Origin of the sequence: Burkholderia sp. KBS0801 (assembly GCF_005937855.2) — a bacterium.
GTDB classification, from domain to species: Bacteria; Pseudomonadota; Gammaproteobacteria; order Burkholderiales; family Burkholderiaceae; genus Burkholderia; species Burkholderia ambifaria.
In genome coordinates, this window is sequence record NZ_CP042179.1 from 635,124 (window position 1) to 657,060 (window position 21,937).

Below are 21,937 nucleotides of genomic sequence, written 5' to 3' on the forward strand. Positions count from 1 at the left end.
TGTGACTCGCGGAACGCGACGCTCTCTCAGGTCCGTTCCGCGCAACCGATCAGGCAAATCAAACAAGGAAACCAAAAAATGTCAGCGAAATCCCTTCTTGTTATCGGTGTAACCGTGCTGCTGGCGGCTTGCGCTTCACAAGGCCCGACGTGGAATGCGTATCGCGTCAGCATGCCGAATGGGCAACAGGCATACCGCGTCGATTGTCATGGTCTTTTTGAAGGGCAGGAAGCGTGCTATTCCGAAGCGGTGGAAATCTGCGGCAAAAAGCAGGTGCAGCCGCTCGAAGCAGTCGCACCGCTGGGTGACGAGCAGAATCCGCGGGACGTGCGGATCCTGACGTTCCAGTGCGCGACGCCGGCTCAGCCCGCGCCGCCGGCCGCGGTAAAACCCGCGCCGGTCCCGGCGCCTGTCGCGGCTGCCCCTGTTACCGCGAAGCACATCACACTCGACAGTGACGCCAACTTCGACACCGACAAATCGACGCTGAAGGCGGATGCTCGCGACAAGCTCGATGTGCTGATCGAAGCGGCACACGGTACACCATTCAAAACCGTGACGATCAGCGGCTATACCGACTCGACCGGCACCGCCGATCACAATCAGCAGTTGTCGCAGCGGCGCGCTCAATCCGTTGCGCAATATCTGCGTGAACATGGCCTGTCGGCACAGAAATTCGACGTGCGCGGCTACGGCGAGAACAACCCCGTTGCGAGCAATGCAACACCGGCCGGACGCGCGAAGAATCGCCGCGTGGACATCACGCTCGAATGACGCGTGAGCACATGAATAACGCATGAGTATCTGACTTGGCCCGGAAAATTTTCCCGTATTTCACCGTTCCGCCCTGCCGATAACCGAATTTGTTGAGTCGTTACTCAACATAACGAAAACCCTGAGAACCAGAACATGAAGATTGGAATTTCCGTACTCACGCACGCGGGTCAATCCATATGGGAAAACGGGCTAGGTCAGAACATCTTCTATTTTGTGCAGCTACTGCGCGAGTTGCCTTTCGTGGCGGATATCGTGCTTCTGAACTGCGGCGACCAGCAATCCTTGCCGCCGGAAGCCATCGCACTGGCCGGCGACGTTCCACTCGTCGCGCCACGCGATCTTCCGGAGCCGCCCGACGTGATCTTCGAAATGGGCGGCGGGCTCGACGTGGAGTGGCTCGACTATGCGCGAGCGCAAGGCAAAAAGGTCGTGTTCTTCTGCTGTGGTCAACCTTACGTGGGTCTTGTCGAGCCAAGCGTATTCCAACGCAGCGGATATTTCTCGCGCGCGAATCGCTGCGACGAAATCTGGATTTTGGGCAAGGATCGCACGCTGATGCCGATGCTGCGCACCCTGCACCGTTGCCCCGTGCACGAAGTGCCGTTTCTATGGGACAGCACGTTTATCGAACAGCGTATTCAGGCCATCGAACAGGCCGGACTGCGCTTCGGGTACGAATCCCGCTCGACTCGTGGCGAAACCGGCCCGCGTGGGCTGCGCTTCGCCGTCTTCGAGCCCAATATTTCGGTCGTGAAATGCTGCGTGATCCCGATGCTCATCGGTGAGGCGGCATTTCGCGCAGACCAGCACGCGGTTCGAGGGTTGCACGTGCTCAACAGCATCCAAATGCGCGAGCACGCGTCGTTCTCGTTTCTCCTGAATTCGATGGATTTGAGCCGCGCCGAGCGGGTGCGGCTGGATGGCCGCCACGATTTCGCCGGCTTCATGAGCCAGAACGCGGACGCTCTGATAGCGCACCAATGGCAGAACGATCAGAACATCCTGTATCTCGACGCGCTGTACGGGGGTTATCCGCTCATCCATAACTCGCCGTGGCTGTCGAGCCTCGGTTATTTTTACCCGGAATCCGATATCGAAGCGGGCGCGGTGCAACTGCTGCGCGCCGTTCAGCGCCACGACACCGAGCACAAATACTACACACAGCGTGCGCGCAGCTTTCTCGTGTCGCTCGCGCCACGCGCAACCGCGAACTGCTCCGTGTACGCACGCCGCCTGCTCGCGCTGACCGGCAAAAATGCGCGGAGTTGTGTTGCACCAGGAGTCGTCGCATGAACAAGCTGAACGTCGGTGTGACGATTTACCTGCGCAAGGGGCAACAATCGATCTGGGAAAACGGCATCTTCCAGAACTGCTACTTCCTCGCGATGCTGCTCAATCAGGCGCCGAACATCGAATCCGTGTATCTCGTGAACGGCGGCGACGGAGATCCCGCATCCGCCGCGCAATTTCTCGAGTTTGCGCCGGTCCCGGTGATCGATCTCGACACGGCGCGACAGAAGCTCGACGTGATTATCGAACTGAGCGCTCAGCTCAATCCCGACTGGGCACGCGCGTTCCATGAGAAAGGCGGTCGCATCATCGGCATGCGCGTCGCGAACGATTACGTGATCGATATCGAGCGAATGATGTTCGCGCTGCCGCACGGAATGCTCGTGTCGGGCACGCCGTACAGCGCAATCTGGACGCTGCCGGCATTCGAGAAGACGTGCGCCAGCTACTACGAAGCGGCTTTGCGCGCACCCGTCACGGCGATGCAGCACCTGTGGAGCCCGGCCTTCGTGGAGCGCGCGACCGACGGCGGATTCGGATATCAAGCGGGCCGCTCGCGCTGGCGTATCGCCGTGCTCGAACCGAATATATGCATGGTCAAGACGTCGCATATTCCGATGCTGGTGGCCGACCTCGCACACCGTCAACAGCCGGATCTCATCGAATACCTGCGCGTGTTCAACACGATTCAACTGAAAAGCGATGCGCAATTCGTGGGCTTCGCACGCAGTCTCGATCTGGTTTTGCAGGGTCGCGCGACGTTCGAGCCGCGTTTGCCAGTCCACGAAATTCTCACGCGCCAAGCCGATGCGATCGTGTCGCACACGTGGGAGAACACGCAGAACTACATCTATTACGAAGCGCTGCACGGCGGCTACCCGCTGATCCACAACTCCGATTTGTTGCGCGGTTGCGGGTACCGATACGAAGGATTCGATTGCGAAGACGGTGCGTTGGCGCTTCGCGAAGCGTTCGCGGTACACGACGCGAGTCTCAACGACTACAAGACGAAAGCGCGGGGCTTTCTCGCGACGCTCGATCCGCTGGCGCCCGCGAATGTCGAGCAGTACAGCGCCGCGATCGCGGCGGCGGTAAGTGGTTGAGTGACTGGCTGGTTCATCAGAGAAAACGACGGAGGGTAATGATGAAGTTTCCATGCGGATTACGCATCGGCATCACCATCGGGCTTCGCCATGCGAACGAAAGCCTGTGGGTCAACGGCATCAAGCAGAACGCGCTGTATCTCGCGAAGCTCTTTCAGCATTCGCCGCTGGGTCACGATGTCGTGCTCGTGAACACCACGGACGTGCCGATCACTTCCGCCCTGCCCTGGGATCTGGAACAGTTTCCCACGTGCACGTTCGAAGAAGAAAAAGACACGCTCGACGTGCTGATCGAGCTGGGCGGCCAGATCAGCAACGAGCAGACCGCGTACCTGAAATCGCAGCACACGAAGATCGTCAGCTACTGCTGCGGGCCCGAGTACGTACAGATGACCGAAGCGATGATCTTCGGCCGCCGCCTGACCGACCACGTCTTCATCAATCAGAACTATGACCAGGTTTGGGTCATCCCGCAGGTGATGGAGACGACGGCCGGTTTTCTGGGCGTGCTTCGCCGCCAGGAGGTGGTGCCGGTGCCTTTCGTGTGGGATCCGATGTGCCTCGACATGCGCACGCACCAGTTGCCGTCCAAAGGCGAGTATCGACCGGGACGAGCAGCGGCGATGCGCGTCTCCGTCATGGAGCCCAATATCGACGTGCTGAAGTTCTGCCTCAACCCGCTCTTGATCGCGGAGCACGCCTACCGGGCAATCGGCGAGCGGATGGGATTCGTGCACGTGACCAATGCCGAGCATCTGGCGCGCTCGTGCCCGGAATTCATCGGCATCGCCCATTACCTCGACCTCGTGCGCGATGGCAAGGTCAGTTTCGTCGGCCGGCACGATACACCGCAGTTTCTCGCCGATCACACGGATATCGTCGTGTCGCATCAGTGGGGCCTGGCGCTCAACTACTTCTATTTCGACGTGGCATGGAACGGCTATGCGCTCGTGCACAACGCGCATCTTTGCAAGGACGTCGGGTACTACTACCCGGACAGCGATATCGATGCGGGGGCGAAGCAGCTCGTTCACGCGATCAAGCATCACGACGATGATTTCGACGCATACCGCGAGCGTCAGCGTGCCGCCATTGCGCCGTTCCTTGCCACCCACCAACCGCTCATTGCCCGTTACGACGAACTGCTCGGTCAGCTCGTGAAGCCCGGATTCGAATCGATTGCGGCCTGACAAAAAAACACAGGAGGAAAACAACCATGCGAAGCATTCGAACGCCGCGCGTGCCAGGCTGGGCGGCACTCGCAATGATGGCGGCGACATTGCACGCTCCCGCCGCGTCGGCGGCTTCCGATGATGTGGTCGCGACGGTGAACGGCGTCGCGCTGCATCGCGTCGAACTGGACGAAGCGATGACCGGGCGCCCCGAATCGGCTCGCAGCGAAGTGTTGCAGGGGCTCGTCGCGCGCGAGCTGCTTCGTCAGGCAGCGGAGCGCGACGGTTTGGGTAACGCACAACCCGTGCGCGCCGCCATGCAAAAAGCGAAAGTCGATACGGAGAATCGGCTATACGTCGCCAGGCATTTGCCGATGCAGCCGGTTACGGACGACGAAGTTCGCCAGCGCTACAACGAAATCGTCAGCCAGCTCGGACCGACCCAATACAAGGTCAGTCAAATGTCGTTCGCCGACGAACCGACTGCTCGCTTTGCGCTGGCGTTGCTCGAAAAGGGTGAGTCGTTCGCGAATGTCGCGACGCGCAGCCACGCAAGCGACGCGCAAACCGGTTGGATCAGCTTCAAGCAGCCGGTGAAAGACGGCCAGACGCTCGGTTTGCCGTTGCCGCTCGCGCAGGCACTCGCGACGATGCAGCCCGGCCAGTTCACGAACGCGCCATTGCACGTCGGTGACCGATTCATCGTTGCGCGGCTCGACGAGCGGCGCGATACGGTCATCCCGTCGTATGCGCAGGCCAGCGCCGCAATGCGCAAGGCGATGGAAAGCAAACGCAACGGTGACGCCTTCGTCACGTTCATCGGCCAGCTTGCCCGAAAGGCCGAGATCCGGCCGGCTCAAATTCTGCGGAGTGCATCGCAATGAAATGGCTCTCGGACGTCGAAACCCGCATCACGCGCAGCGATTTGATCGGGGCATCGCGCCTGCTCGATATCGATCGTGCAATCGAGTCGGGCAACCTGCGCGCCTTCATTGCGTGCAGCCGGTTGATGCTGCTGCGCGGCCGGCTTCATGACGCGCAAGATATGCTCGATCGGGCGCTGCACATCGAACCGGACAGTGTCGACGCGCTGATCGAACGCGGGCGCCTTTCCATTCGCTTGGGCGACGATGTCGACGCGTGCGAGTGGTTTCATCGCGTGGGGTTAAAGGAAAACCTCGGTGATAGCTGGCTGATCGACTGGTTCGATGCGTCGCTGCGTTGCAGTCGCGTCGAAGACGCCACCCATATCGCGCTCGTGCTGTGTCGGCATTTCGCCGCCGACGCTCACAACTGGTTCCGCCTCGGGCTCGCGAATCACGCGGCGCGCCACTACGCGCAGGCACTCGCCGCCTATGAGAAAGCGGCTGACATGAATCCCCGCTTGCCGATGCTGCGCAACAATTGGGGCGCGGCTTACCTGGAATTGGGCCGGCATGACGAGGCACGCAAGCTGCTCGAAACGACGATCGAGGAAGAACCCAACCATGCGTTGGCATGGACGAACCTCGCCTCCGTGCTGCTGAAAACCGGCAACATCGCCGATAGCCTCGTGGCAGCGGAGCGTGCTTGCGCCCTTGCGCCGAACTACGTCACGGCATTGCAGACGTATTCCTACGTGCTGCGTGAATGTGGCCGGTTCGACGCGGCGCTCGACATCGCGCAGCGTGCGCTGAGCCTCGAACCGAACAACCCGTCGGTCGTGTGGACCGTCGCGATGCTGCAATTGCTGCGCGGCGACTATGAGAACGGCTGGCGCAATCACGAAGCACGGTGGGCCGGCTCGCCCGAACTGCGCGACATTTCACCGAACATCCCGGCTCCGCTTTGGAACGGTGAACCGCTCGCCGGCAAAACGATTTTTGTGTGGGGAGAACAGGGCCACGGCGACGCATTGCAATTCATGCGTTTCGTCCCGGCATTTGCCCAATACGTCAGGCAACAACACGGAAAGCTCGTGTACTGCTGTTTCGAACCGTTGCATGCGCTTTTTGCACGCAGTCTTGGCGATGCGGTCGAAATGGTCATCGCGCACAATCAGCGCCCTCTGCCGCCGTTCGACTTTCATTTGCCGGTCGGCAGCCTGCCTTGCGTGCTCGATGCGCGGCTGGCCGACCTGCCCGGCACGCCGTACCTGAAGGCCGATCGCGCGAACGTGGCCAACTGGCGCTCTGCCCTGTCCGGCGAGCGGAAATTGCGTGTCGGCATTGCGTGGAGCGGCAGCAAGACACATCAGCGCAATCCGCTTCGCTCGGTGGATCCGATGGATTACGTCCATGCGCTCGCGGGCGTGAGCGACGTGACGTTCGTCAATTTGCAGATGGACGCGCATGGCGATGTGCTGCGTCTGCAAAACGCGGGGCTGCCGCTGCTCGATCCGACATCCGGTCTGTCGTCGTTCGACGATACGGCGGCGCTCGTCGCGAGCCTCGATCTGGTCATCACCGTCTGCACGTCGATCGCACATCTGGCAGGCGGGCTCGGCGTTCCAACCTGGGTACTGCTCGACGTGAATCCGCACTGGATCTGGATGACCGAGCGGGCCGACAGTCCGTGGTATCCGAACACCCGCCTTTATCGGCAGCCCGCATACGGGGAATGGGCGCCGGTGTTCGAAGCGTTGGCGCGCGATCTGGCCGTGCTCGCGTCGAAGCGGGACACGCACGAACCCATCACAACGAACCCAACGGGGAGCCTCCATTGAAACGGATCAATCTTTCAGCCGCGCTTCGCGCATGCGCCGACGAAGTCGTTCGTCAGAAACTCGCGCAACAAGTCGGATTGCCGCCGCAAGCCATCGAACAGGTGTTCGCATCGTCCGCGGCGATCCTGATTGCGGCGTTGGCAGCCCGCGCAGCGGAAGGCCGCGATGAAACGATCGCGGTGTTCGGCGCGCTCATGTCGCGCACGATCAATCCGCGTATTCGCGACGAGTGCGCGACGTGGGTCGACTCGACCGGAAAATTGAAAGAGCTTGAACACGCGGGCTTCACGCTCGTCGCACACGCAACCGGCATCGATGCAACGGAATTGAGCGATCACGTGGCCGCGCGGGTTTCGGTGCCGGCCCAGGCGACATGCGCCCTCACTTGCGTGTGCGCGGCCATCGTCGGCGGGCTCATCAAGCATCACATGCTCATCGAACAAGCCGACGTGTCCGACTTGCCGGGACTGTTCGCCGCACAACTCGCGACGATTGCCGAGCACCTGAACGACGATTCGATCGATGTGCTGGGTTATTTGCACGCGGATGTGAATGCGTTCCTCGATCAGGTGTCCATGCGGCTCACGTCAGTCACCGCCGATTTCGAACCGGTGCGACCTCGCATCGGCGAAGGGACGAAATCGATCGATGAACCCGCGCAATCGCAGCCGCAGCCGCCGATTCCGGCGCACAACCGCTACGAAATCGGCAAGGTGTTCGTCAACGACATCCGCTTCACCAGCGCGATGCAGCCGTCACAAATGGGGCCGGTGGGGCCCGCGGCGAAGCGCGGCAAGCCGACATCCCGCCGCACGTGGAAAGTGTTCGCGCTGACGACGGCGACGGTCCTGGTTGCGGTTCTCGCATGGGGCAACGTCTTTCACTGGCCGGACATGCAGTCCGCGCTTGCTCAGGTGACGCGTCCAGCAGTCAAGTCGATCAGCGTGGTATCGGGTGCCATTTCTTCGCCAGACCTGAAGACAGCCAGCGTGAAGTAGTTCCCGGACGTCTTGTCGCCCGTACCCACTCAATTGAGTCGTGCGTTCATGTCCCGGCATCCCCCTCCTGATCCGGGACATTTCAGCCGGTGAGGCTTCCCCTGCCTCGCCGGTTCTTTTTATTGATCGTGCAGGGCGCGTTCGTTGCCCCTGCCTGTGGCGCGGCCGGGCTTTTGTCGGATCAAATCCCCGCCACGCATTGATAACCAAACAACATCAATCCTTCCAAAATTCGCACTTATCGTTTCCCCGTCTCCGGGAGAACATGGCGAAAACGACAATCGACCGCTCCCCGCGCATTTTCCCGATTCACTGGAGACACCCAGATGCACCCCTCGCCCAGCCTTCCGACCGGACGTTCGAAGGCCACCGCGGTATTCCGCGTGACGGCCGGCAACTTCCTCGAGCAATTCGACTTCTTCCTGTTCGGCTTCTACGCCACGCAGATCGCCGCCGTATTCTTTCCCGCCGCGAGCGAGTTCGCTTCCCTGATGATGACGTTCGCCGTGTTCGGCGCCGGCTTCCTGATGCGGCCGCTCGGTGCGATCGTGCTGGGCGCGTACATCGACGACGTCGGCCGCCGCAAGGGCCTCATCGTCACGCTGGCGATCATGGCGAGCGGCACCATCCTGATCGCGTTCGTGCCGGGCTACGCGACGATCGGCCTGCTCGCGCCGGTGCTCGTGCTGCTCGGGCGCCTGCTGCAAGGCTTTTCGGCGGGTGCCGAGCTGGGTGGCGTGTCGGTCTATCTGGCCGAAATGGCCACGCCCGGCCGCAAGGGTTTCTTCACGAGCTGGCAGTCCGCCAGCCAGCAGGTCGCGATCGTCGTCGCGGCAGCCCTCGGCTTCGCGCTCAATCACTGGCTCAGCGCGTCGGCGATCGCCGCGTGGGGCTGGCGCGTGCCGTTCTTCGTCGGCTGCATGATCGTGCCGTTCATCTTCATGCTGCGCCGCAAACTGGAGGAAACGCAGGAGTTCAAGGCACGCCGGCATCGTCCCAGCATGAAGGAAGTCTTCACCACGCTGATGCATAACTGGCGCGTCGTGGTCGCCGGCATGATGCTGGTCGCGATGACCACCACCAGCTTCTATCTGATCACGGTCTACGCGCCCACCTTCGGCAAGACCGTCCTGCACCTGAGCACCGCCGACAGCCTGCTCGTGACGCTGTGCATCGGCCTGTCGAACTTCGTGTGGCTGCCGATCGGCGGCGCGCTGTCCGATCGCATCGGCCGCCGGCCGCTGCTCGTCGGCATGACGGTGCTCGCGATCGCGACCGCCTATCCCGCGCTGTCGCTGCTCGCTCATGCGCCGTCGTTCGTCAACATGCTGCTCGTGCTCCTGTGGCTGTCGTTCATGTACGGGATCTACAACGGCGCGATGGTCGTCGCGCTCACGGAAGTGATGCCGGTGGAGGTGCGCGTAGCCGGCTTCTCGCTCGCCTACAGCCTCGCGACGGCCGTGTTCGGCGGCTTCACGCCCGCCATCTCGACCGCGCTCATCCACATGACCGGCGACAAGGCCGCACCGGGCTACTGGATGAGCCTTGCCGCGGCGTGCGCGCTGCTCGCGACGTTCGCGCTCTATCGCCGCCAGCCGGCGACGCTCACGCCCGCGCACTGACGCGTGATGCCGAACGAACTGCCCCGACTCCGTACGACCCGGACCAAGACAACGACCATGACGATGAAAAACCTGCTTCTGAAACTGTGCGCGACCGCGCTCGTCGCCACCACCGCGATCAGCGCGAACGTGCAGGCCGCCGACCTGCACGTGATGAGCTCGGGCGGCTTCACCGCCGCCTACAAGCTGCTCGGCCCGCAGTTCGCGTCCAGCACGGGCAACACGCTTGCCACCGCGCTCGGCCCGTCGATGGGCAAGTCGCCCGAAGCGATTCCGAACCGGCTCGCGCGCGGCGAGCCTGCCGACGCGGTGATCATGGTCGGCTACGCGCTCGATGATCTGATCAAGCAAGGCAAGGTGATCCCCGGATCGCGCGTCGAGCTGGCCGATTCGCGCATCGGCATGGTCGTGCGCGATGGCGCGGCGAAGCCCGACATCAGCTCGCCCGACGCGCTGAAGCAGGTTCTGCTGCACGCTAAATCGATCGCCTATTCGGACAGCGCGAGCGGCGTGTACATCGAGCGGGAGCTGTTCAAGAAGCTCGGCATCGAGGATCAGGTGAAATCGAAGGCCAAGATGGTTCCGCGGATTCCGGTCGCGTCCGTGGTCGCGAACGGCGACTATGAAATCGGCTTCCAGCAGGTCAGCGAACTGCTGCCCGTCAAGGGCGCGACCTTCGTCGGCAAGATTCCCGAATCGCTGCAGTCGGTCACGCGCTTCGCCGCCGGCATCCCCGTCGGCGCGCAACATCCGAAGGAAGCGAAGGCGCTGCTCGACTATCTCGCGTCGCCTGACGTGCAGGTGGAAGTGAAATCGACCGGGCTGGATTCCGTCTCCGCACACTGAGCCCGCACCGAGGGAAGGCTTGCGTCAGACCGCCTTCCCGTCGCGCGCGGTGTCAGCCTCGGCATCGTCGGCGCCGTTCGGGCCCGCGGGCCCGGTCGCGTTCAGCATCCGGGCAAGACGCGCGCGATCGCACGCCCCTTCCCACGTCGACACGAAGATCACCGCACACGCGTTGCTGATCACGCTCGTCAGCGCGCGCGCCTCCGACATGAAGCGATCGATGCCGACCAGCAGCGCGACGCCGGCCACCGGCAGATCGGGCATCACCGCAAGCGTCGCGACGAGCGCGACGAGTCCGCTGCCGGACACGCCTGCCGCGCCCTTCGACGTCAACAGCATCACCGCCAGCATCGCCGCGATTTGCGGCGCGGACAGCGGCACGTCGCACGCCTGCGCGATGAACAGCGCCGCGAGCGTCAGGTAGATCGCGGTGCCGTCCAGGTTGAACGAGTAGCCGGCCGGCAGCACGAGGCCGACCACGCCCTTGTCGCAACCGAGCGACTCCAGCTTGACGATCAGCCGCGGCAGCACCGGCTCCGTGGACGACGTCGCGAGCACGATCAGCAGCTCCTCGCGCAGATAGCGCAACAGCCGCCACAACGCGAAGCCGTGCAGGCGTGCGAGCGGCGCCAGCACCAGCGCGACGAACAGCACGCAGGCCACGTAGAACGCCACCATCAGCCACGCGAGCGAGCCCACCGAGCCGATGCCGAAGCGTCCCACCGTGAACGCCATCGCGCCGAATGCGCCGAGCGGTGCGAGCCGCATGACCATCGCGAGCACGCGAAACACGATCTGCGCGACACCGTCGATCAGCGCCAGCACGGGCCGACCGGCCTGCGGATACGCATTCAGCGAAAAACCGAACAGCAGCGACAGCAGCAGCACGGGCAGCACCTCGCCCTTCTGAAACGCGCCGAGCATCGTATCGGGGATCACGCTCAACGCGAACTCGACGAGCCCGTGCGGTTGCGCGTGCGGTGCATATTGCGCGAGGATGCTCGCGTCGAGATGGTGGACGTCGACGTGCATGCCGGCGCCGGGCCGCAGCACGAACGCGGTGACGAGCCCGAATGCGAGCGCGACGGCGGTCAGCAGATAGAACAGCACCAGCGCGCGGACGATCGTGCGCCCGATGGCCTTGCCGTTCGCCAGCGACGTGATGCCGGAGACGATCGTGCAGAACACGATCGGCGCGATCATCATCCGCACGAGACCGACGAATGCATCGCTGAGCGGCTTGAGCATCGCGCCCACCGACGGCCAGAAGTGCCCGACGCTCACGCCGAGCACCATCGCGAGCAGAACCTGCACGTAGAGCGAACGAAGCGGCCTTGCCCACCTCACGATGCTGTCTTCCTCGATGTTCCTGTTGTATTCATCGGATCTTTCGTATTCGTCATGTCGATCCGTCGCTGCGTGCGGCACCGGTGCCGGCGCCTGCACCGGCACGTTTGGCGTCGACGATCGCGCGGTGAAACTCCTCCGCGGCCGGCGTCAGCGGGCGCCCGCGCCGTTTCACGATGCCGACCCGGCGTTTGACCACCGGTTCGACGAGCGGCACGCTCGTGAGCAGCGGATGGTCGTGTCCGGGCATCGCCATCGATGGCACCGCGGCGACGCCGAGCCCGGCTTCGATCAAGCCGAGCAGCGTCGTCACGTGGCGCGTCTCGCACACGCTCGGCGCACGCGGCGCGACGGTCGTCAGCGCCTGGTCGAGCAACAGGCGGTTGCCGGAAGTCTTGTCCACCGACACATACTCGTACTCGTAAAGCTCGTTCCAGGTCACGCGCTTCTTGCGCGCGAGCGGATGGTCGCGCCGGCATGCGGCGACGAAACGCTCCTGCAGCAGCAGCTTGAAGTCGATCTCGGGCTCCTGGCTGCCCATGAAGCTCACGCCGAAATCGGCCTCACCGCTGATCACGGCGCTCAGCACCTCGTTCGCACCGGCATCCAGCAGCTTGACGCGGATGCGCGGAAAGCGGCGATGATAGCTCGCGATCACGTTGGGCAAGAAGTAGTAGGCCACCGACGGCACGCACGCGATCGTCACATGACCGAGGCGGCTCGATGAAACGTCGCGGATGCCGAGCAGCGCGACGTCGAGATCGTCCAGCAGCTGCTCGGCGCTCGGCGCGAATACGCGCCCGACGGTGGTCAGCGTGACGCTGCGCGTGGTGCGCTCGAACAGGCGCACGCCGAGCGCTTCCTCCAGTTTGTCGATCCGCCGACTCAACGCGGGTTGCGAAATGCTGATCGCGTCGGCGGCCTTCCGGAAGCTGCCGAGTTCCACCACCGCGCGAAACGCCTGCAAGTCGGTCAGATCGAAGTTGATTCCCACGGGTCGGTCTCCCCATCTCAGTTGCCGCGTATTGTGCATGATCCGGGCAAAACCGACCCACACCATCTCGCTATGCGCGATGCCGCAACGCATCGATCACGATCGAGAACGCGCGCGATGCCTGGCGGCGGCTCGGATAGTACGCGTGATAGCCGGGAAACACCGGGCACCAGTCCGGCATCACGATCCGCAGCTGCCCGCTGCGCACGTGGTCGAGCACGATGTCCTCGGTGACGAACGCAATGCCGAAGCCGTCGAGCGCCGCCTGCACCATATGCGGTTGCGTATTGCAGGTGATCCGGCCGTTCACGCGTGCCTGGATCTCGTTCCTGCCCTTCTTCAACTCCCACGCATAGATGCCCTTCGCGGTCGCGAGCCGCAGCGTCACGCAGTCGTGATCGAGCAGGTCCTGCGGCGTCTTCGGCGGCTTGCGGCCGTCGAGATAGGCCGGCGACGCGACCATCGTCATCCGGATGTCCGGGCTGATGCGCACCGCGATCATGTCCTTCGCGACCTGGTCGCCGTAGCGCACGCCGATGTCGTAGCGCTCCTCGACGATGTTCGACAGCCCGTAGTCGACCGACAGCTCGACGCGGATATCGGGGTAATCGGGCAGCACCCGCCTGAGCTTCGGCCAGATGATCGTGTCGATCGGATGCTCGGTGGCCGTGATCCGCACGACGCCGGCCGGCTTGTCGCGGAAATCGGCCACCGCGGCGAGCTTCATCTCGATCTCGTCGATGCGCGGCGCGACGGCCTGAAACAGTTCCTCGCCCGCTTCGGTCGTCGACACGCTGCGCGTCGTGCGCGTGAGCAGCCGCACGCCGAGGCGCGTCTCGAGATCGCGCACCGTCTGGCTCAGCGCCGATTGCGACACGCCGAGCCGCGCCGCCGCGCGCGTGAAGCTCCGGTCGCGCGCCACGGCCAGAAACACGAGCAGATCGTTGAGGTTTTCGCGCGGCATGTCGGGCGGCTCCTGTCGAAACGGACGCCCATCCTAGCACCGACGCCGCCCCGCGCCGCCCGCGACAGCGTCGGTCGATTCATCGGTGCAGCTTATAAGTCCAAGCGTGCCACACTACTTAATCGATCGGGAGCGGGCCGATAGACTGCGAAGCGTTCAGGCTCCCGTGCGCCTTCCCAGCCTCGGGAACCTTCCACGTATTCTCCACGGAGTCCTTCTCTTGACGTCCTCACCGCCTAAAGGCAGGTGATTCCCACACCTGGCGATGCACGTCCGCATCGGAGAATGTTCAGCGCAGCGTTGATATCACGATCATGCACGACACCACAGCCATCGCAGGCCCACTCTCTTATTCGCAGTCCCGCGATACCTTTCGGCCGCGTCGTGCTGTCTTTCGATCCGCACGCCGAACAGGACTGGGTAGAACCGCTTTCGTCGACTTCCTCGAACGTGGCTCCGTGCGCGATCGCCTTGTAACGGAGCTTGTTTCGGAAGGACGACCAGGATGCGTCGTAGACGCTTTTCGCCATCCTGGTTCTGGCGAGCTTCGCGGCCGACACGTTGCCGACTGCGAGGTAATCGAACCGTCGCACCAGATCGAGGGTGAGCTTGTACTGAAAATCGGCACGGGCATTCGCGACCTTGGCGTGCAACTTCGCGATATGCCGCTTGTGCTTGCGCGCCCGTTGCGCTTTCGCCAGTTTCTCCGCCGCGCGTCGGCCGAATCGGTCATTGGGCAGCTTCTCGCCCGTCGAAAGTGTGGCGAAGTCTTTCAGGCCGAGATCGATGCCGACACCGGAACGGATCGGGCGGGCCTGCACATCGGGCATCTCGATCACGATGTTCAGAAACCAGTTGCCCCTCGCATCCTGCGCAAAGTTGGTTCCGTCCTTGATCTTGCCGTCGGGAAGCGGTCGGCTATTGAATACGCGAAAGGTATTGCCGGCAAAGCGAAACGCATCGCCCTCGCGCTTCAGGTCACGGCCCTTCAGCGACACCCAGCCCAGCGACTTCCTGCCGCGATAGCGCAGGTAGGGCCGACGGTGCTGACTGCGCGACTTCGCGTATTGCTCGCACGTCGCGTTGATCGTGCCGGAGTGGATGCCCAGCGCCTTGCTGCTCCCCGTCGTCAGCACGTTCAGATCGAATCCCGTCGGCCACCTCTTGTTCCACTTGAGCGCGTGCTTCTGCGTGTCGTTGCAGAAGTTCCAGACGTAGTTCACCGCACGGCTCTGCTTGTTGAGCAGTCCGTTGAGCGACTTCACGCGGTAGCGGTAGACAAGAATCATGCAGGTGATCCTAACCCGTGGAAGAAGCTGCCTGTCAACAGCACTCCTTTCCTTCCCGCCATCCGCCCCGAAGAAAGTCCCCTTGGGGGAAATGGCGGGGTTTCTCGGAGCAAATTCTGATGAAATCCCTTGTTCGCCACTTCGTCGCCGCGCTTGCCGTTTCCGCTCCGTTGCTCGTCCATGCGCAGGGCCTGACGCGCGAGCAGGTGCGCGAGGACATGATTCGCTACGAAGCCGCCGGCTTCAATCCGGCGCGCGCCAATCCGCGCACGTGGGTCGACGATGCGCGGGTGGCGTCCACCCGCGTGATGGCGGCGCGCGATACCGACGGCCGCACGTCGTTGGCCGATCGCGGCACGGCTGTGGTCGCGCATTGCGACTGACGAGCCCATCTCCGACGCCACAGATCCGCCCTCATCCCGATTCCACGATGCAAGCCGTTTCCCCTTCCGATCGCGGGCCCGCGCCCGTTCACGCCGCCGCGTGGGGCGCCGTCCTCGCGATGGCGCTCGGCGCGTTCGCGCTCGTCGCATCCGAATTCATGCCGGTCAGCCTGCTGACGCCGATCGCGCACGATCTGCGGATCAGCGAAGGGCAGGCGGGCCAGGCGATCTCCGTGTCGGGCGCGTTCGCGCTGCTGACGAGCTTGTTCATCTCGTCGCTGGCCGGCCGGCGCGACCGCAAGCGTGTCCTGCTGTCGCTGACGCTGCTGATGATCGTGTCCGGCACGGTCGTCGCATTCGCGCCGAACTATCTGGCGTTCATCGCGGGGCGCGCGCTGATCGGCGTCGCCATCGGCGGATTCTGGTCGATGTCGGCGGCCACCGCGATGCGCCTCGTGCCGGACCGGCAGGTGCCGCGCGCGCTGGCGATCGTCAACGGCGGCAACGCGCTGGCTACCGTCGTCGCCGCGCCGCTGGGCAGTTTCCTCGGCGGCATCGTCGGCTGGCGATGGGCGTTCTTCTGCGTCGTGCCGGTCGCCGCGATCGCGTTCGGCTGGAAGCTCGCGAGCCTGCCGCGCATGCAAGCCACGCACGGCAGCGCCGCGCCCGGGCGCGCGTTCGCGCTGCTGGCGAGCGCGCCGGTCGCGCTCGGCATGACGGCGGTCAGCGTCTTTTTCATGGGGCAGTTCACGCTGTTCACGTACCTGCGGCCGTTCCTCGAAGCCGTGACGCATGCGGGCGCGGCCGGGTTGTCGGTGCTGCTGCTCGTAATCGGTGTAGCGGGGTTCGCGGGGACGATCCTGATCGGCACGTTCCTGCAACGCGGGCTGTACCGGACGTTGATCGTCATCCCCGGCCTGATGGCGGCGGTCGCCGTCGCGCTGATCGCGTTCGGCCACTCGATCGGCGCGACCGCCGCGCTGCTCGCCGTGTGGGGGCTGCTCGGCACCGCGGCGCCGGTCGGCTGGTGGACGTGGCTCGCCCGGGCGCTGCCGCGCGACGCGGAAGCCGGCGGCGGCCTGATGGTGGCCGTCGTGCAGCTCGCGATCGCGCTCGGTGCGACGGCCGGCGGCGTGCTGTTCGACCTGCACGGTTATCGCGCGACGTTCGGGCTGAGCGCGGGCCTGCTCGTCGTCGCCGGCGTGTTCGCCGCGCTGGCGGCGCGGGCCGCGCTGCGCGCCGAGGCCGCCGGCCGCGCGTGACGGACCCCGCCCGCCGTCGCGGTTTTTTTACACACGCCGTGTAACGCCCGCGTCCTGCCGCGCGCCGCCGTATGCGGCGTCCAGATAACGCAGCAGCCGGTGCGGCGTCAGCGGCTTCGCGCAATGCGCGTCGAAGCCGGCTTCGCGCGCACGCTCGCGATCGCTCTGCGACGCGAATGCGGTGCATGCGACGAGCAGCATGTCGGCGGTGTGCGGGTCGCCGCGCAGCCGCTTCGCGAGCTGCAGGCCGTCGAGGCCCGGCATCGCGATGTCCAGCACGATCGCGAACGGCTGCCAGTCGCGCGCGAGATCGCAGACGGCGAACGGATCGTCCGCGACGCGGCATTCGAAGCCGCGCGCCTGGAGCAGCAATCGCAGCGCATCGGCCGCGTCGCGATAATCGTCGACGACCAGCACGCGGCGCAGCCGGCGCGGCACGCTATCGGGCGGGCGCCACAGCAGCACGTCGTCGGCGGCCGGATCGTCGCCGGAGAGGATTTGCATTGCGTTCTCCCTGTGATCGGACACGGCCCCGGCGCAAACTGCGCGCCCATATTGGCGCGATTGCCTGCACGGGGCATGCCGGTTGCTGCACATGGTCGATATCGTCGATATGGGAGCCGTCGATGCGCGCACCGCCGCTGTTCCGACCCGGTAGCGACTTGAATCCACCTGCAGTCCGCCGGCAAACGCACCGCGACACTGGAGGGGCGGCGCCGGTCTGCGCGGGAGGCCGCGCATGACGCGCCACTCGCCCGCGAAGCCTGTCGCGCCCGACGACGAAGCGCCGGCCACGCTCGACGCGTGCCGTCGCTGCGGGCTGTGGGAACACGCGACACAGCCGGTGCCCGGCGCGGGGCCCACGGACGCGCGCATCATGCTGGTCGGCGAGCAGCCGGGCGACCAGGAAGACCGCACGGGCATCCCGTTCGTCGGCGCGGCGGGCCGCATGCTCGACCGCGCGCTCGACGAAGCGGGCATCGAGCGCGCGAGCGTCTACGTGACCAACGCGGTCAAGCACTTCAAGTGGGAACCGCGCGGCAAGCGGCGGCTGCACAAGACGCCCGCGCAGCGCGAGGTCGCCGCGTGCCGCTACTGGCTCGAGCGCGAGCTCGCCGCGCTGGGCCCGCGCGTGATCGTCGCGCTCGGCGCGACGGCGCTGCGGGCCGTGCTGCAGGACAACGACGCGACGCTGGAGCGCACGCGCCACCCCGTGCGCTCGCCCGACGGCTGTCTCGTCGTCGCGACCTATCACCCGTCCTACGTGCTGCGCACGCGCGGCGCCGATTCGCGCGAGCAGGCTTACCGGACGCTCGTCGACGCGCTGCGCACCGCGTCGCGCCTCGCGCGCGGCAGCGGCGGCACGCACGGCGCGCGGGGAGACGCCGAATGAACGATCTGCGCGGCGACGACGCGTCGCGCGACGCCGGTGCCAGTGCCAGTGCCAGTGCCAGTGCCAGTGCCAGTGCCAGTGCCAGTGCCAGTGCCAGTGCCGGTGCCGGTGCCGGTGCCAGTGCCAGTGCCGGTGCCGGTGCCGGTGCCGGTGCTGGTGCTGGTGACGCTGCCGCTGCCACCGCCGCCCCCGCCGCGAAGCCGTGGTACCGCCGGCTCGGCCCCGGCCTGCTCGCGGGTGCGTCGGACGCCGACCCGAGCAACATCGCGGTCTATGCGCAGGCCGGCAGCCAGTTCGGCTTCCACATGCTGTGGATGACCATCGTCGCGCTGCCGATGATGGTGGCCGTGCAGCTCGCGTCGGCGTTCATCGGACGCACCAATCGCGAGGGCCTCGTCGCGAGGATCCGCAAGCAGTTCTCCGACCGCCTCGCCAAGGGGCTGATCGTGATGATCGTGATCGTCAACGTGATCAACGTCGGCGCCGACCTCGCCGCGATGGGCGACGCGACCGCGCTCGTCGCCGGCGGGCGCAGCTACTGGTATGCGCCCGTCTACGGCCTCGGGTCGCTGGCGCTGCAGGTGCTGCTGTCCTACGAGCGCTACGCGCGCTGGCTGAAATGGATGACGCTCGGCCTGCTCGCGTACGTGCTGGAACTGGGCTTCGTGCACATCGACTGGCGCAACCTGCTGCACGCGCTCGTGCTGCCGCATGTCGCGTTCACGCACGAATACGCGACGACCGCGGTCGCCGTGCTCGGCACGACGCTGAGCCCGTACCTGTTCGTGTGGCAGGCCGCGCTCGAAGTGGAGGAAACCCAGGCCGAGCGCCGCAACGGCGACACCGCGTGCGCGCCCGGCGCGCGCCGCGAGGCCGAACGACGCATCACGTTCGATACCTGGACCGGCATGGTCGTGACCAACGCGGTGTCGTTCTGCATCATGGTAATCGGCGCGGCGGTGTTCTTCACGCACGGCAAGCACGACATCGGCTCGACCGCGCAGGCCGCCGAGGCGCTGCGCCCGATCGCCGGCGAAGCGGCGTTCCTGGTGTTCGCGTTCGGCATCGTCGGCTGCGGGCTGCTCGCGATCCCCGCATTCGCGGGCAGCGCCGCGTATGGCTGCGCGGAGGCCTGGCGGTTCCGCGAAGGCCTGAACGAGCCGGTACGGCGCGCGCCCGCGTTCTATGCGGTGCTGGCGGCCTGCGTGCTCGTCGGCATCGCGATCTGTTTCAGTCCGGTCAATCCGATCAAGGCGCTGTACTGGAGCGCGGTGCTCAACGGCATCGCGGCGGTGCCGATGCTCGTGCTGGTGATGCTGCTGTCGCAGCGGCGCGACGCTGCCGGTCAGCCGGGCAGCGGGATCGTGTCGAAGCTGTTCGGATGGCTCGCGGTCGCGCTGATGGCGGCATCGGTGGTCCTGATGACCGTTGACATGCTGAGCTGAACTGAGCGTAACGATGCGATTTGATGCGGTTGCGTGCGCAACCATTTAAGCGGAAACGGGAAAAGGGGGGAGCACAAGGGAAAAAGCCGGCCAACCAGGCGGCCGCACGTGCGACACAGCCCGGTTGCCGGCCCGGCGCGGTTACATCATCTTGCCGCGCGAACGTTCGGCACGCGCCGCATCGGCCGCCGATTCCACCTTCTTCACTTCCTCCGGCGGCGGCAGCACGGCCTTGAAGCCCATCGACTCGATCCACATCTCGCGCGCCCAGCCGCGGGTGTGATACAGGTGATGGTCCTCGTCGGCCTCGACCTCGTCGTGCGCGGCCTTCAGCGCCTTCGCCGCGTCGCTGTCGCGCAACTGGTCGGCCGCGTAGCCGATCAGCTCCCAGTTCAGGTGATCCTTGGTTTCGGCGAGCACCACGCATTCGGCCGCGACGACCTGCGCGACCGCCGGATCGGCCTGCTTCTTCGCCTGCTCGATCACCTGGACCAGCGACTTGCCGGTCGCCGCCACCGCGGCACGCCCCGGCGACTGCGTGTCCGGATCGAGACCGAGCGTTTCGAACACCTTGCGCAGCACCTCCTGGTGATGCATCGTCTCGCGGTGGTACTTCTCCCATTCCTTGTGCAGGTCCGCGTCGGTCGCGCACTTGATCGCGGCCTCGTAGATCTTCGCCCCGCCAAGCTCGGTCTCGTATGCCTGACAGAGCAGCTCGAGGATGCCTTCGTGCTTCGATTGCCGTTGGGCCATGACTGCTTCTCCGAAAATGCGGGCCGCCCACGCGGCCCTGGGGTTGAACCGGGCGCGCGTTACTGCGCGCCCACCTTGCGTTGGAGCGCCTCCGCCATGCTCAGGTGATGCTTGAGCGTCGGCAGCGTGGCTTTCGCGAATGCGCGCAGCTGCGGATCCTTGCCGTCGCGCGCCTCGCCTTCGAACAGCGCGACCGCCTTGCGGTGCGCGTCGGGGCCGGCCGCCGCGACATACGCGGTGTCGAAGTCGTGGCCGCTCTTGCCGCGCAGCGCCTCGACGTCCGGATCCGAGATCTGCTCCACCTGCGGCTTCATGCCCTTGCGCGCGGCGATCTGGGTGAGCTTCGCGTTCGCCTTGCCGTGATCGGCCACCATGCGTTTCGCGAACGCGCGCACGTCGGCCGACTGCGCCTGCTTCAACGCGAGCTGGCTCGCCTGCACCTCGGCCTTGCCGGCCATCGCGGCCTTGTCGATGAATTCCGCGTCGCCGCCCTGCGGCGCCTTCGCCATGCCGGCGTCGCCCGTGGCGGCGCCCGACGACGGGTTGATCACGCCGCCCGGCACATGCGAATTCGATGCGGGCGGCTCGCTCGGCATCTGTGCGTGCGCGAGTCCCGACACGGCGAGCACGCCCGCGGCGAGCGCCGCGATCGTCCAGTTGGGTTGCTTCATGCGCTTTCTCCTTGTATGGGGGGAGCCGTCAGCCGCCGACGATCGAGCCGCCGTTCGGATGCAATGTCTGTCCCGTCATGTAGCTCGCGCCTTCCGATGCGAGCAGCACGTAGCAGCCGATCAGCTCGTCGGGCTGCCCCGGCCGCTTCAGCGGCACGTTCGAGCCGAACTTCGCGACTTCGTCGGCGCTGAAGGTCGACGGGATCAGCGGCGTCCAGATCGGCCCCGGCGCGACGGCGTTCACGCGAATGTCGCGCTCGGCCAGCTCGATCGAGAGCGAACGCGTGAACGCGACGATCGCGCCCTTGGTCGCCGAATAGTCGAGCAGCTTCGGGCTGCCGTGATATGCGGTGACCGACGCGGTGTTGACGATGCGTCCACCGGGCTTCATGTGCTGAAGCGCCGCCTGCGTGCAGAAGATCATCCCGTACACGTTCGTGCGGAACGTGCGCTCGAGCTGTTCCTCGGTCACGTCCTCGATGCCGGGTTGCGGATGCTGTTCGCCCGCGTTGTTCACCAGCACGTCGAGCCGGCCGAGCTTTTCGACGGTGCGCGCCACGGCGTCGCGCGCCTGGCGGCGCTCGCCGATGTCGCACGCGATCGCCTCGCAGCGCCGGCCGGCTTGCTCGATCAGGCGCTTCGTCTGCGCGGCATCGTCCGATTCGTTCAGGTAGACGATCGCGACGTCCGCGCCCTCCTTCGCGAAACCGATCGCGACCGCGCGGCCGATGCCGCTGTCGCCGCCGGTCACGAGCGCGACCTTGCCGGCGAGCTTCCCGCTGCCGACGTAATCGGCCGCTTCGTCGCGCGGCTTCGGATGCATGTCCCGCTCGCTGCCCGGCTGCTGCGTCTGCTTCTGGGGCGGCGGGGTCTTTGCCGTGGTCATGGGTTCCTCCTTGAACGGGTGTCGGCGACACGTGTCGC

At 65.3% G+C, this 21,937-nt stretch carries 21 protein-coding genes; 13 read left to right on the forward strand and 8 right to left on the reverse strand.

The genetic code is table 11. The annotated features are described in order from the left end of the window. Positions 1-78: 78 nt before the first annotated feature. The 9 genes from FFI87_RS32435 (at position 79) to FFI87_RS32475 (ending at position 10,512) form a co-directional block, all read left to right on the forward strand. Positions 79-774 (forward strand): OmpA family protein, encoded by a 696-nt coding sequence (locus tag FFI87_RS32435; protein ID WP_138850521.1) that lies wholly within the window; start codon positions 79-81, stop codon positions 772-774. A 135-nt stretch (positions 775-909) separates the two neighbouring features. Further along, complete coding sequence (locus tag FFI87_RS32440) at positions 910-2,070, forward strand: DUF2827 family protein (protein WP_138850522.1); 1,161 nt, start codon at positions 910-912, stop codon at positions 2,068-2,070. After that, the gene (locus FFI87_RS32445) at positions 2,067-3,170 is read left to right on the forward strand and encodes a DUF2827 domain-containing protein (protein ID WP_138850523.1); all 1,104 of its coding nucleotides are present in this window, start codon (positions 2,067-2,069) and stop codon (positions 3,168-3,170) included. The genes FFI87_RS32440 and FFI87_RS32445 overlap by 4 nt, the downstream gene beginning before the upstream one ends. Before the next feature lie 41 nt (positions 3,171-3,211). Then, complete coding sequence (locus FFI87_RS32450; RefSeq protein WP_138850872.1) at positions 3,212-4,360, forward strand: DUF2827 domain-containing protein; 1,149 nt, start codon at positions 3,212-3,214, stop codon at positions 4,358-4,360. A 74-nt stretch (positions 4,361-4,434) separates the two neighbouring features. Further along, positions 4,435-5,226, forward strand: a complete 792-nt coding sequence (locus FFI87_RS32455; RefSeq protein ID WP_261378656.1) for a peptidylprolyl isomerase — start codon at positions 4,435-4,437, stop codon at positions 5,224-5,226. 125 nt (positions 5,227-5,351) lie between these two features. Next, on the forward strand, positions 5,352-7,046 hold the full coding sequence (locus FFI87_RS32460) for a tetratricopeptide repeat protein (protein ID WP_229203039.1): 1,695 nt from the start codon (positions 5,352-5,354) through the stop codon (positions 7,044-7,046). Continuing rightward, on the forward strand, positions 6,941-8,044 hold the full coding sequence (locus FFI87_RS32465; protein WP_249177330.1) for a hypothetical protein: 1,104 nt from the start codon (positions 6,941-6,943) through the stop codon (positions 8,042-8,044). The genes FFI87_RS32460 and FFI87_RS32465 overlap by 106 nt, the downstream gene beginning before the upstream one ends. 326 nt (positions 8,045-8,370) lie before the next feature. Further along, positions 8,371-9,666 carry an MFS transporter gene (locus FFI87_RS32470; protein ID WP_138850525.1) on the forward strand — a complete coding sequence of 432 codons (1,296 nt, stop codon included), beginning with the start codon at positions 8,371-8,373 and terminating at the stop codon, positions 9,664-9,666. Between the two features lie 63 nt (positions 9,667-9,729). Further along, positions 9,730-10,512, forward strand: coding sequence for a substrate-binding domain-containing protein (locus tag FFI87_RS32475; RefSeq protein WP_138850526.1), 783 nt, complete (start codon positions 9,730-9,732; stop codon positions 10,510-10,512). A 24-nt stretch (positions 10,513-10,536) separates the two neighbouring features. On the opposite strand, the gene dctA is transcribed toward FFI87_RS32475, so the two are convergent. The 4 genes from dctA to FFI87_RS32495 form a co-directional block, all read right to left on the reverse strand. Further along, the gene (dctA, locus tag FFI87_RS32480) at positions 10,537-11,859 is read right to left on the reverse strand and encodes a C4-dicarboxylate transporter DctA (protein WP_138850527.1); all 1,323 of its coding nucleotides are present in this window, start codon (positions 11,857-11,859) and stop codon (positions 10,537-10,539) included. A 52-nt stretch (positions 11,860-11,911) separates the two neighbouring features. Further along, complete coding sequence (locus FFI87_RS32485; protein WP_006753975.1) at positions 11,912-12,853, reverse strand: LysR family transcriptional regulator; 942 nt, start codon at positions 12,851-12,853, stop codon at positions 11,912-11,914. Between the two features lie 70 nt (positions 12,854-12,923). Next, a complete protein-coding gene (locus FFI87_RS32490; protein ID WP_012372681.1) occupies positions 12,924-13,817 on the reverse strand; it encodes a LysR family transcriptional regulator in 894 nt (297 codons plus the stop codon). 236 nt (positions 13,818-14,053) lie between these two features. Next, complete coding sequence (locus FFI87_RS32495; protein WP_138850528.1) at positions 14,054-15,106, reverse strand: RNA-guided endonuclease InsQ/TnpB family protein; 1,053 nt, start codon at positions 15,104-15,106, stop codon at positions 14,054-14,056. A 119-nt stretch (positions 15,107-15,225) separates the two neighbouring features. On the opposite strand from FFI87_RS32495, the gene FFI87_RS32500 reads away from it, so the two are divergent. Both FFI87_RS32500 and FFI87_RS32505 read left to right on the forward strand, forming a co-directional pair. Next, positions 15,226-15,489 carry a DUF4148 domain-containing protein gene (locus FFI87_RS32500; RefSeq protein ID WP_138850874.1) on the forward strand — a complete coding sequence of 88 codons (264 nt, stop codon included), beginning with the start codon at positions 15,226-15,228 and terminating at the stop codon, positions 15,487-15,489. Positions 15,490-15,536: 47 nt separating this feature from the next. After that, a complete protein-coding gene (locus FFI87_RS32505; RefSeq protein WP_138850529.1) occupies positions 15,537-16,751 on the forward strand; it encodes an MFS transporter in 1,215 nt (404 codons plus the stop codon). Positions 16,752-16,778: 27 nt separating this feature from the next. Here FFI87_RS32505 and FFI87_RS32510 read toward each other — a convergent pair whose 3' ends face one another. Beyond that, positions 16,779-17,255, reverse strand: coding sequence for a response regulator (locus tag FFI87_RS32510; protein ID WP_012372684.1), 477 nt, complete (start codon positions 17,253-17,255; stop codon positions 16,779-16,781). Positions 17,256-17,490: 235 nt separating this feature from the next. Here FFI87_RS32510 and FFI87_RS32515 point away from each other — a divergent pair, with 235 nt between their 5' ends. Together FFI87_RS32515 and FFI87_RS32525 are read left to right on the forward strand one after the other, a co-directional pair. Beyond that, on the forward strand, positions 17,491-18,144 hold the full coding sequence (locus tag FFI87_RS32515) for a UdgX family uracil-DNA binding protein (RefSeq protein ID WP_138850530.1): 654 nt from the start codon (positions 17,491-17,493) through the stop codon (positions 18,142-18,144). Then, positions 18,141-19,589: an NRAMP family divalent metal transporter gene (locus FFI87_RS32525; protein ID WP_261378657.1), complete on the forward strand. Its 1,449-nt coding sequence runs from the start codon at positions 18,141-18,143 to the stop codon at positions 19,587-19,589. Before FFI87_RS32515 ends, FFI87_RS32525 begins: the two co-directional genes overlap by 4 nt. A gap of 141 nt (positions 19,590-19,730) precedes the next feature. Here the strand turns inward: FFI87_RS32525 and FFI87_RS32530 are convergent, their stop codons facing one another. From FFI87_RS32530 to FFI87_RS32540, 3 genes are read right to left on the reverse strand one after another with little or no spacing between them, the layout of a single operon-like run. Next, the gene (locus FFI87_RS32530) at positions 19,731-20,342 is read right to left on the reverse strand and encodes a DUF892 family protein (protein WP_006754835.1); all 612 of its coding nucleotides are present in this window, start codon (positions 20,340-20,342) and stop codon (positions 19,731-19,733) included. Between the two features lie 59 nt (positions 20,343-20,401). Further along, entirely contained in the window at positions 20,402-21,013 is a 612-nt protein-coding gene (locus tag FFI87_RS32535) for a DUF4142 domain-containing protein (protein ID WP_138850531.1), read from the reverse strand. Positions 21,014-21,041: 28 nt separating this feature from the next. Then, positions 21,042-21,899 (reverse strand): SDR family oxidoreductase, encoded by an 858-nt coding sequence (locus tag FFI87_RS32540; protein ID WP_138850532.1) that lies wholly within the window; start codon positions 21,897-21,899, stop codon positions 21,042-21,044. Between the last annotated feature and the right edge of the window lie 38 nt (positions 21,900-21,937).

What these genes read in the sequence shown, in the direction of transcription:
- FFI87_RS32435 (WP_138850521.1), top strand. Translation starts at nt 79, where the DNA reads ATGTCAGCGAAATCCCTTCTTGTTATCGGTGTAACCGTGCTGCTGGCG.
- FFI87_RS32440 (WP_138850522.1), top strand. Translation starts at nt 910, where the DNA reads ATGAAGATTGGAATTTCCGTACTCACGCACGCGGGTCAATCCATATGG.
- FFI87_RS32445 (WP_138850523.1), top strand. Translation starts at nt 2,067, where the DNA reads ATGAACAAGCTGAACGTCGGTGTGACGATTTACCTGCGCAAGGGGCAA.
- FFI87_RS32450 (WP_138850872.1), top strand. Translation starts at nt 3,212, where the DNA reads ATGAAGTTTCCATGCGGATTACGCATCGGCATCACCATCGGGCTTCGC.
- FFI87_RS32455 (WP_261378656.1), top strand. Translation starts at nt 4,435, where the DNA reads ATGATGGCGGCGACATTGCACGCTCCCGCCGCGTCGGCGGCTTCCGAT.
- FFI87_RS32460 (WP_229203039.1), top strand. Translation starts at nt 5,352, where the DNA reads ATGCTGCTGCGCGGCCGGCTTCATGACGCGCAAGATATGCTCGATCGG.
- FFI87_RS32465 (WP_249177330.1), top strand. Translation starts at nt 6,941, where the DNA reads ATGGGCGCCGGTGTTCGAAGCGTTGGCGCGCGATCTGGCCGTGCTCGC.
- FFI87_RS32470 (WP_138850525.1), top strand. Translation starts at nt 8,371, where the DNA reads ATGCACCCCTCGCCCAGCCTTCCGACCGGACGTTCGAAGGCCACCGCG.
- FFI87_RS32475 (WP_138850526.1), top strand. Translation starts at nt 9,730, where the DNA reads ATGAAAAACCTGCTTCTGAAACTGTGCGCGACCGCGCTCGTCGCCACC.
- FFI87_RS32490 (WP_012372681.1), bottom strand. Translation starts at nt 13,817, where the DNA reads ATGCCGCGCGAAAACCTCAACGATCTGCTCGTGTTTCTGGCCGTGGCG.
- FFI87_RS32495 (WP_138850528.1), bottom strand. Translation starts at nt 15,106, where the DNA reads ATGATTCTTGTCTACCGCTACCGCGTGAAGTCGCTCAACGGACTGCTC.
- FFI87_RS32500 (WP_138850874.1), top strand. Translation starts at nt 15,226, where the DNA reads ATGAAATCCCTTGTTCGCCACTTCGTCGCCGCGCTTGCCGTTTCCGCT.
- FFI87_RS32505 (WP_138850529.1), top strand. Translation starts at nt 15,537, where the DNA reads ATGCAAGCCGTTTCCCCTTCCGATCGCGGGCCCGCGCCCGTTCACGCC.
- FFI87_RS32510 (WP_012372684.1), bottom strand. Translation starts at nt 17,255, where the DNA reads ATGCAAATCCTCTCCGGCGACGATCCGGCCGCCGACGACGTGCTGCTG.
- FFI87_RS32515 (WP_138850530.1), top strand. Translation starts at nt 17,491, where the DNA reads ATGACGCGCCACTCGCCCGCGAAGCCTGTCGCGCCCGACGACGAAGCG.
- FFI87_RS32525 (WP_261378657.1), top strand. Translation starts at nt 18,141, where the DNA reads ATGAACGATCTGCGCGGCGACGACGCGTCGCGCGACGCCGGTGCCAGT.
- FFI87_RS32530 (WP_006754835.1), bottom strand. Translation starts at nt 20,342, where the DNA reads ATGGCCCAACGGCAATCGAAGCACGAAGGCATCCTCGAGCTGCTCTGT.
- FFI87_RS32535 (WP_138850531.1), bottom strand. Translation starts at nt 21,013, where the DNA reads ATGAAGCAACCCAACTGGACGATCGCGGCGCTCGCCGCGGGCGTGCTC.
- FFI87_RS32540 (WP_138850532.1), bottom strand. Translation starts at nt 21,899, where the DNA reads ATGACCACGGCAAAGACCCCGCCGCCCCAGAAGCAGACGCAGCAGCCG.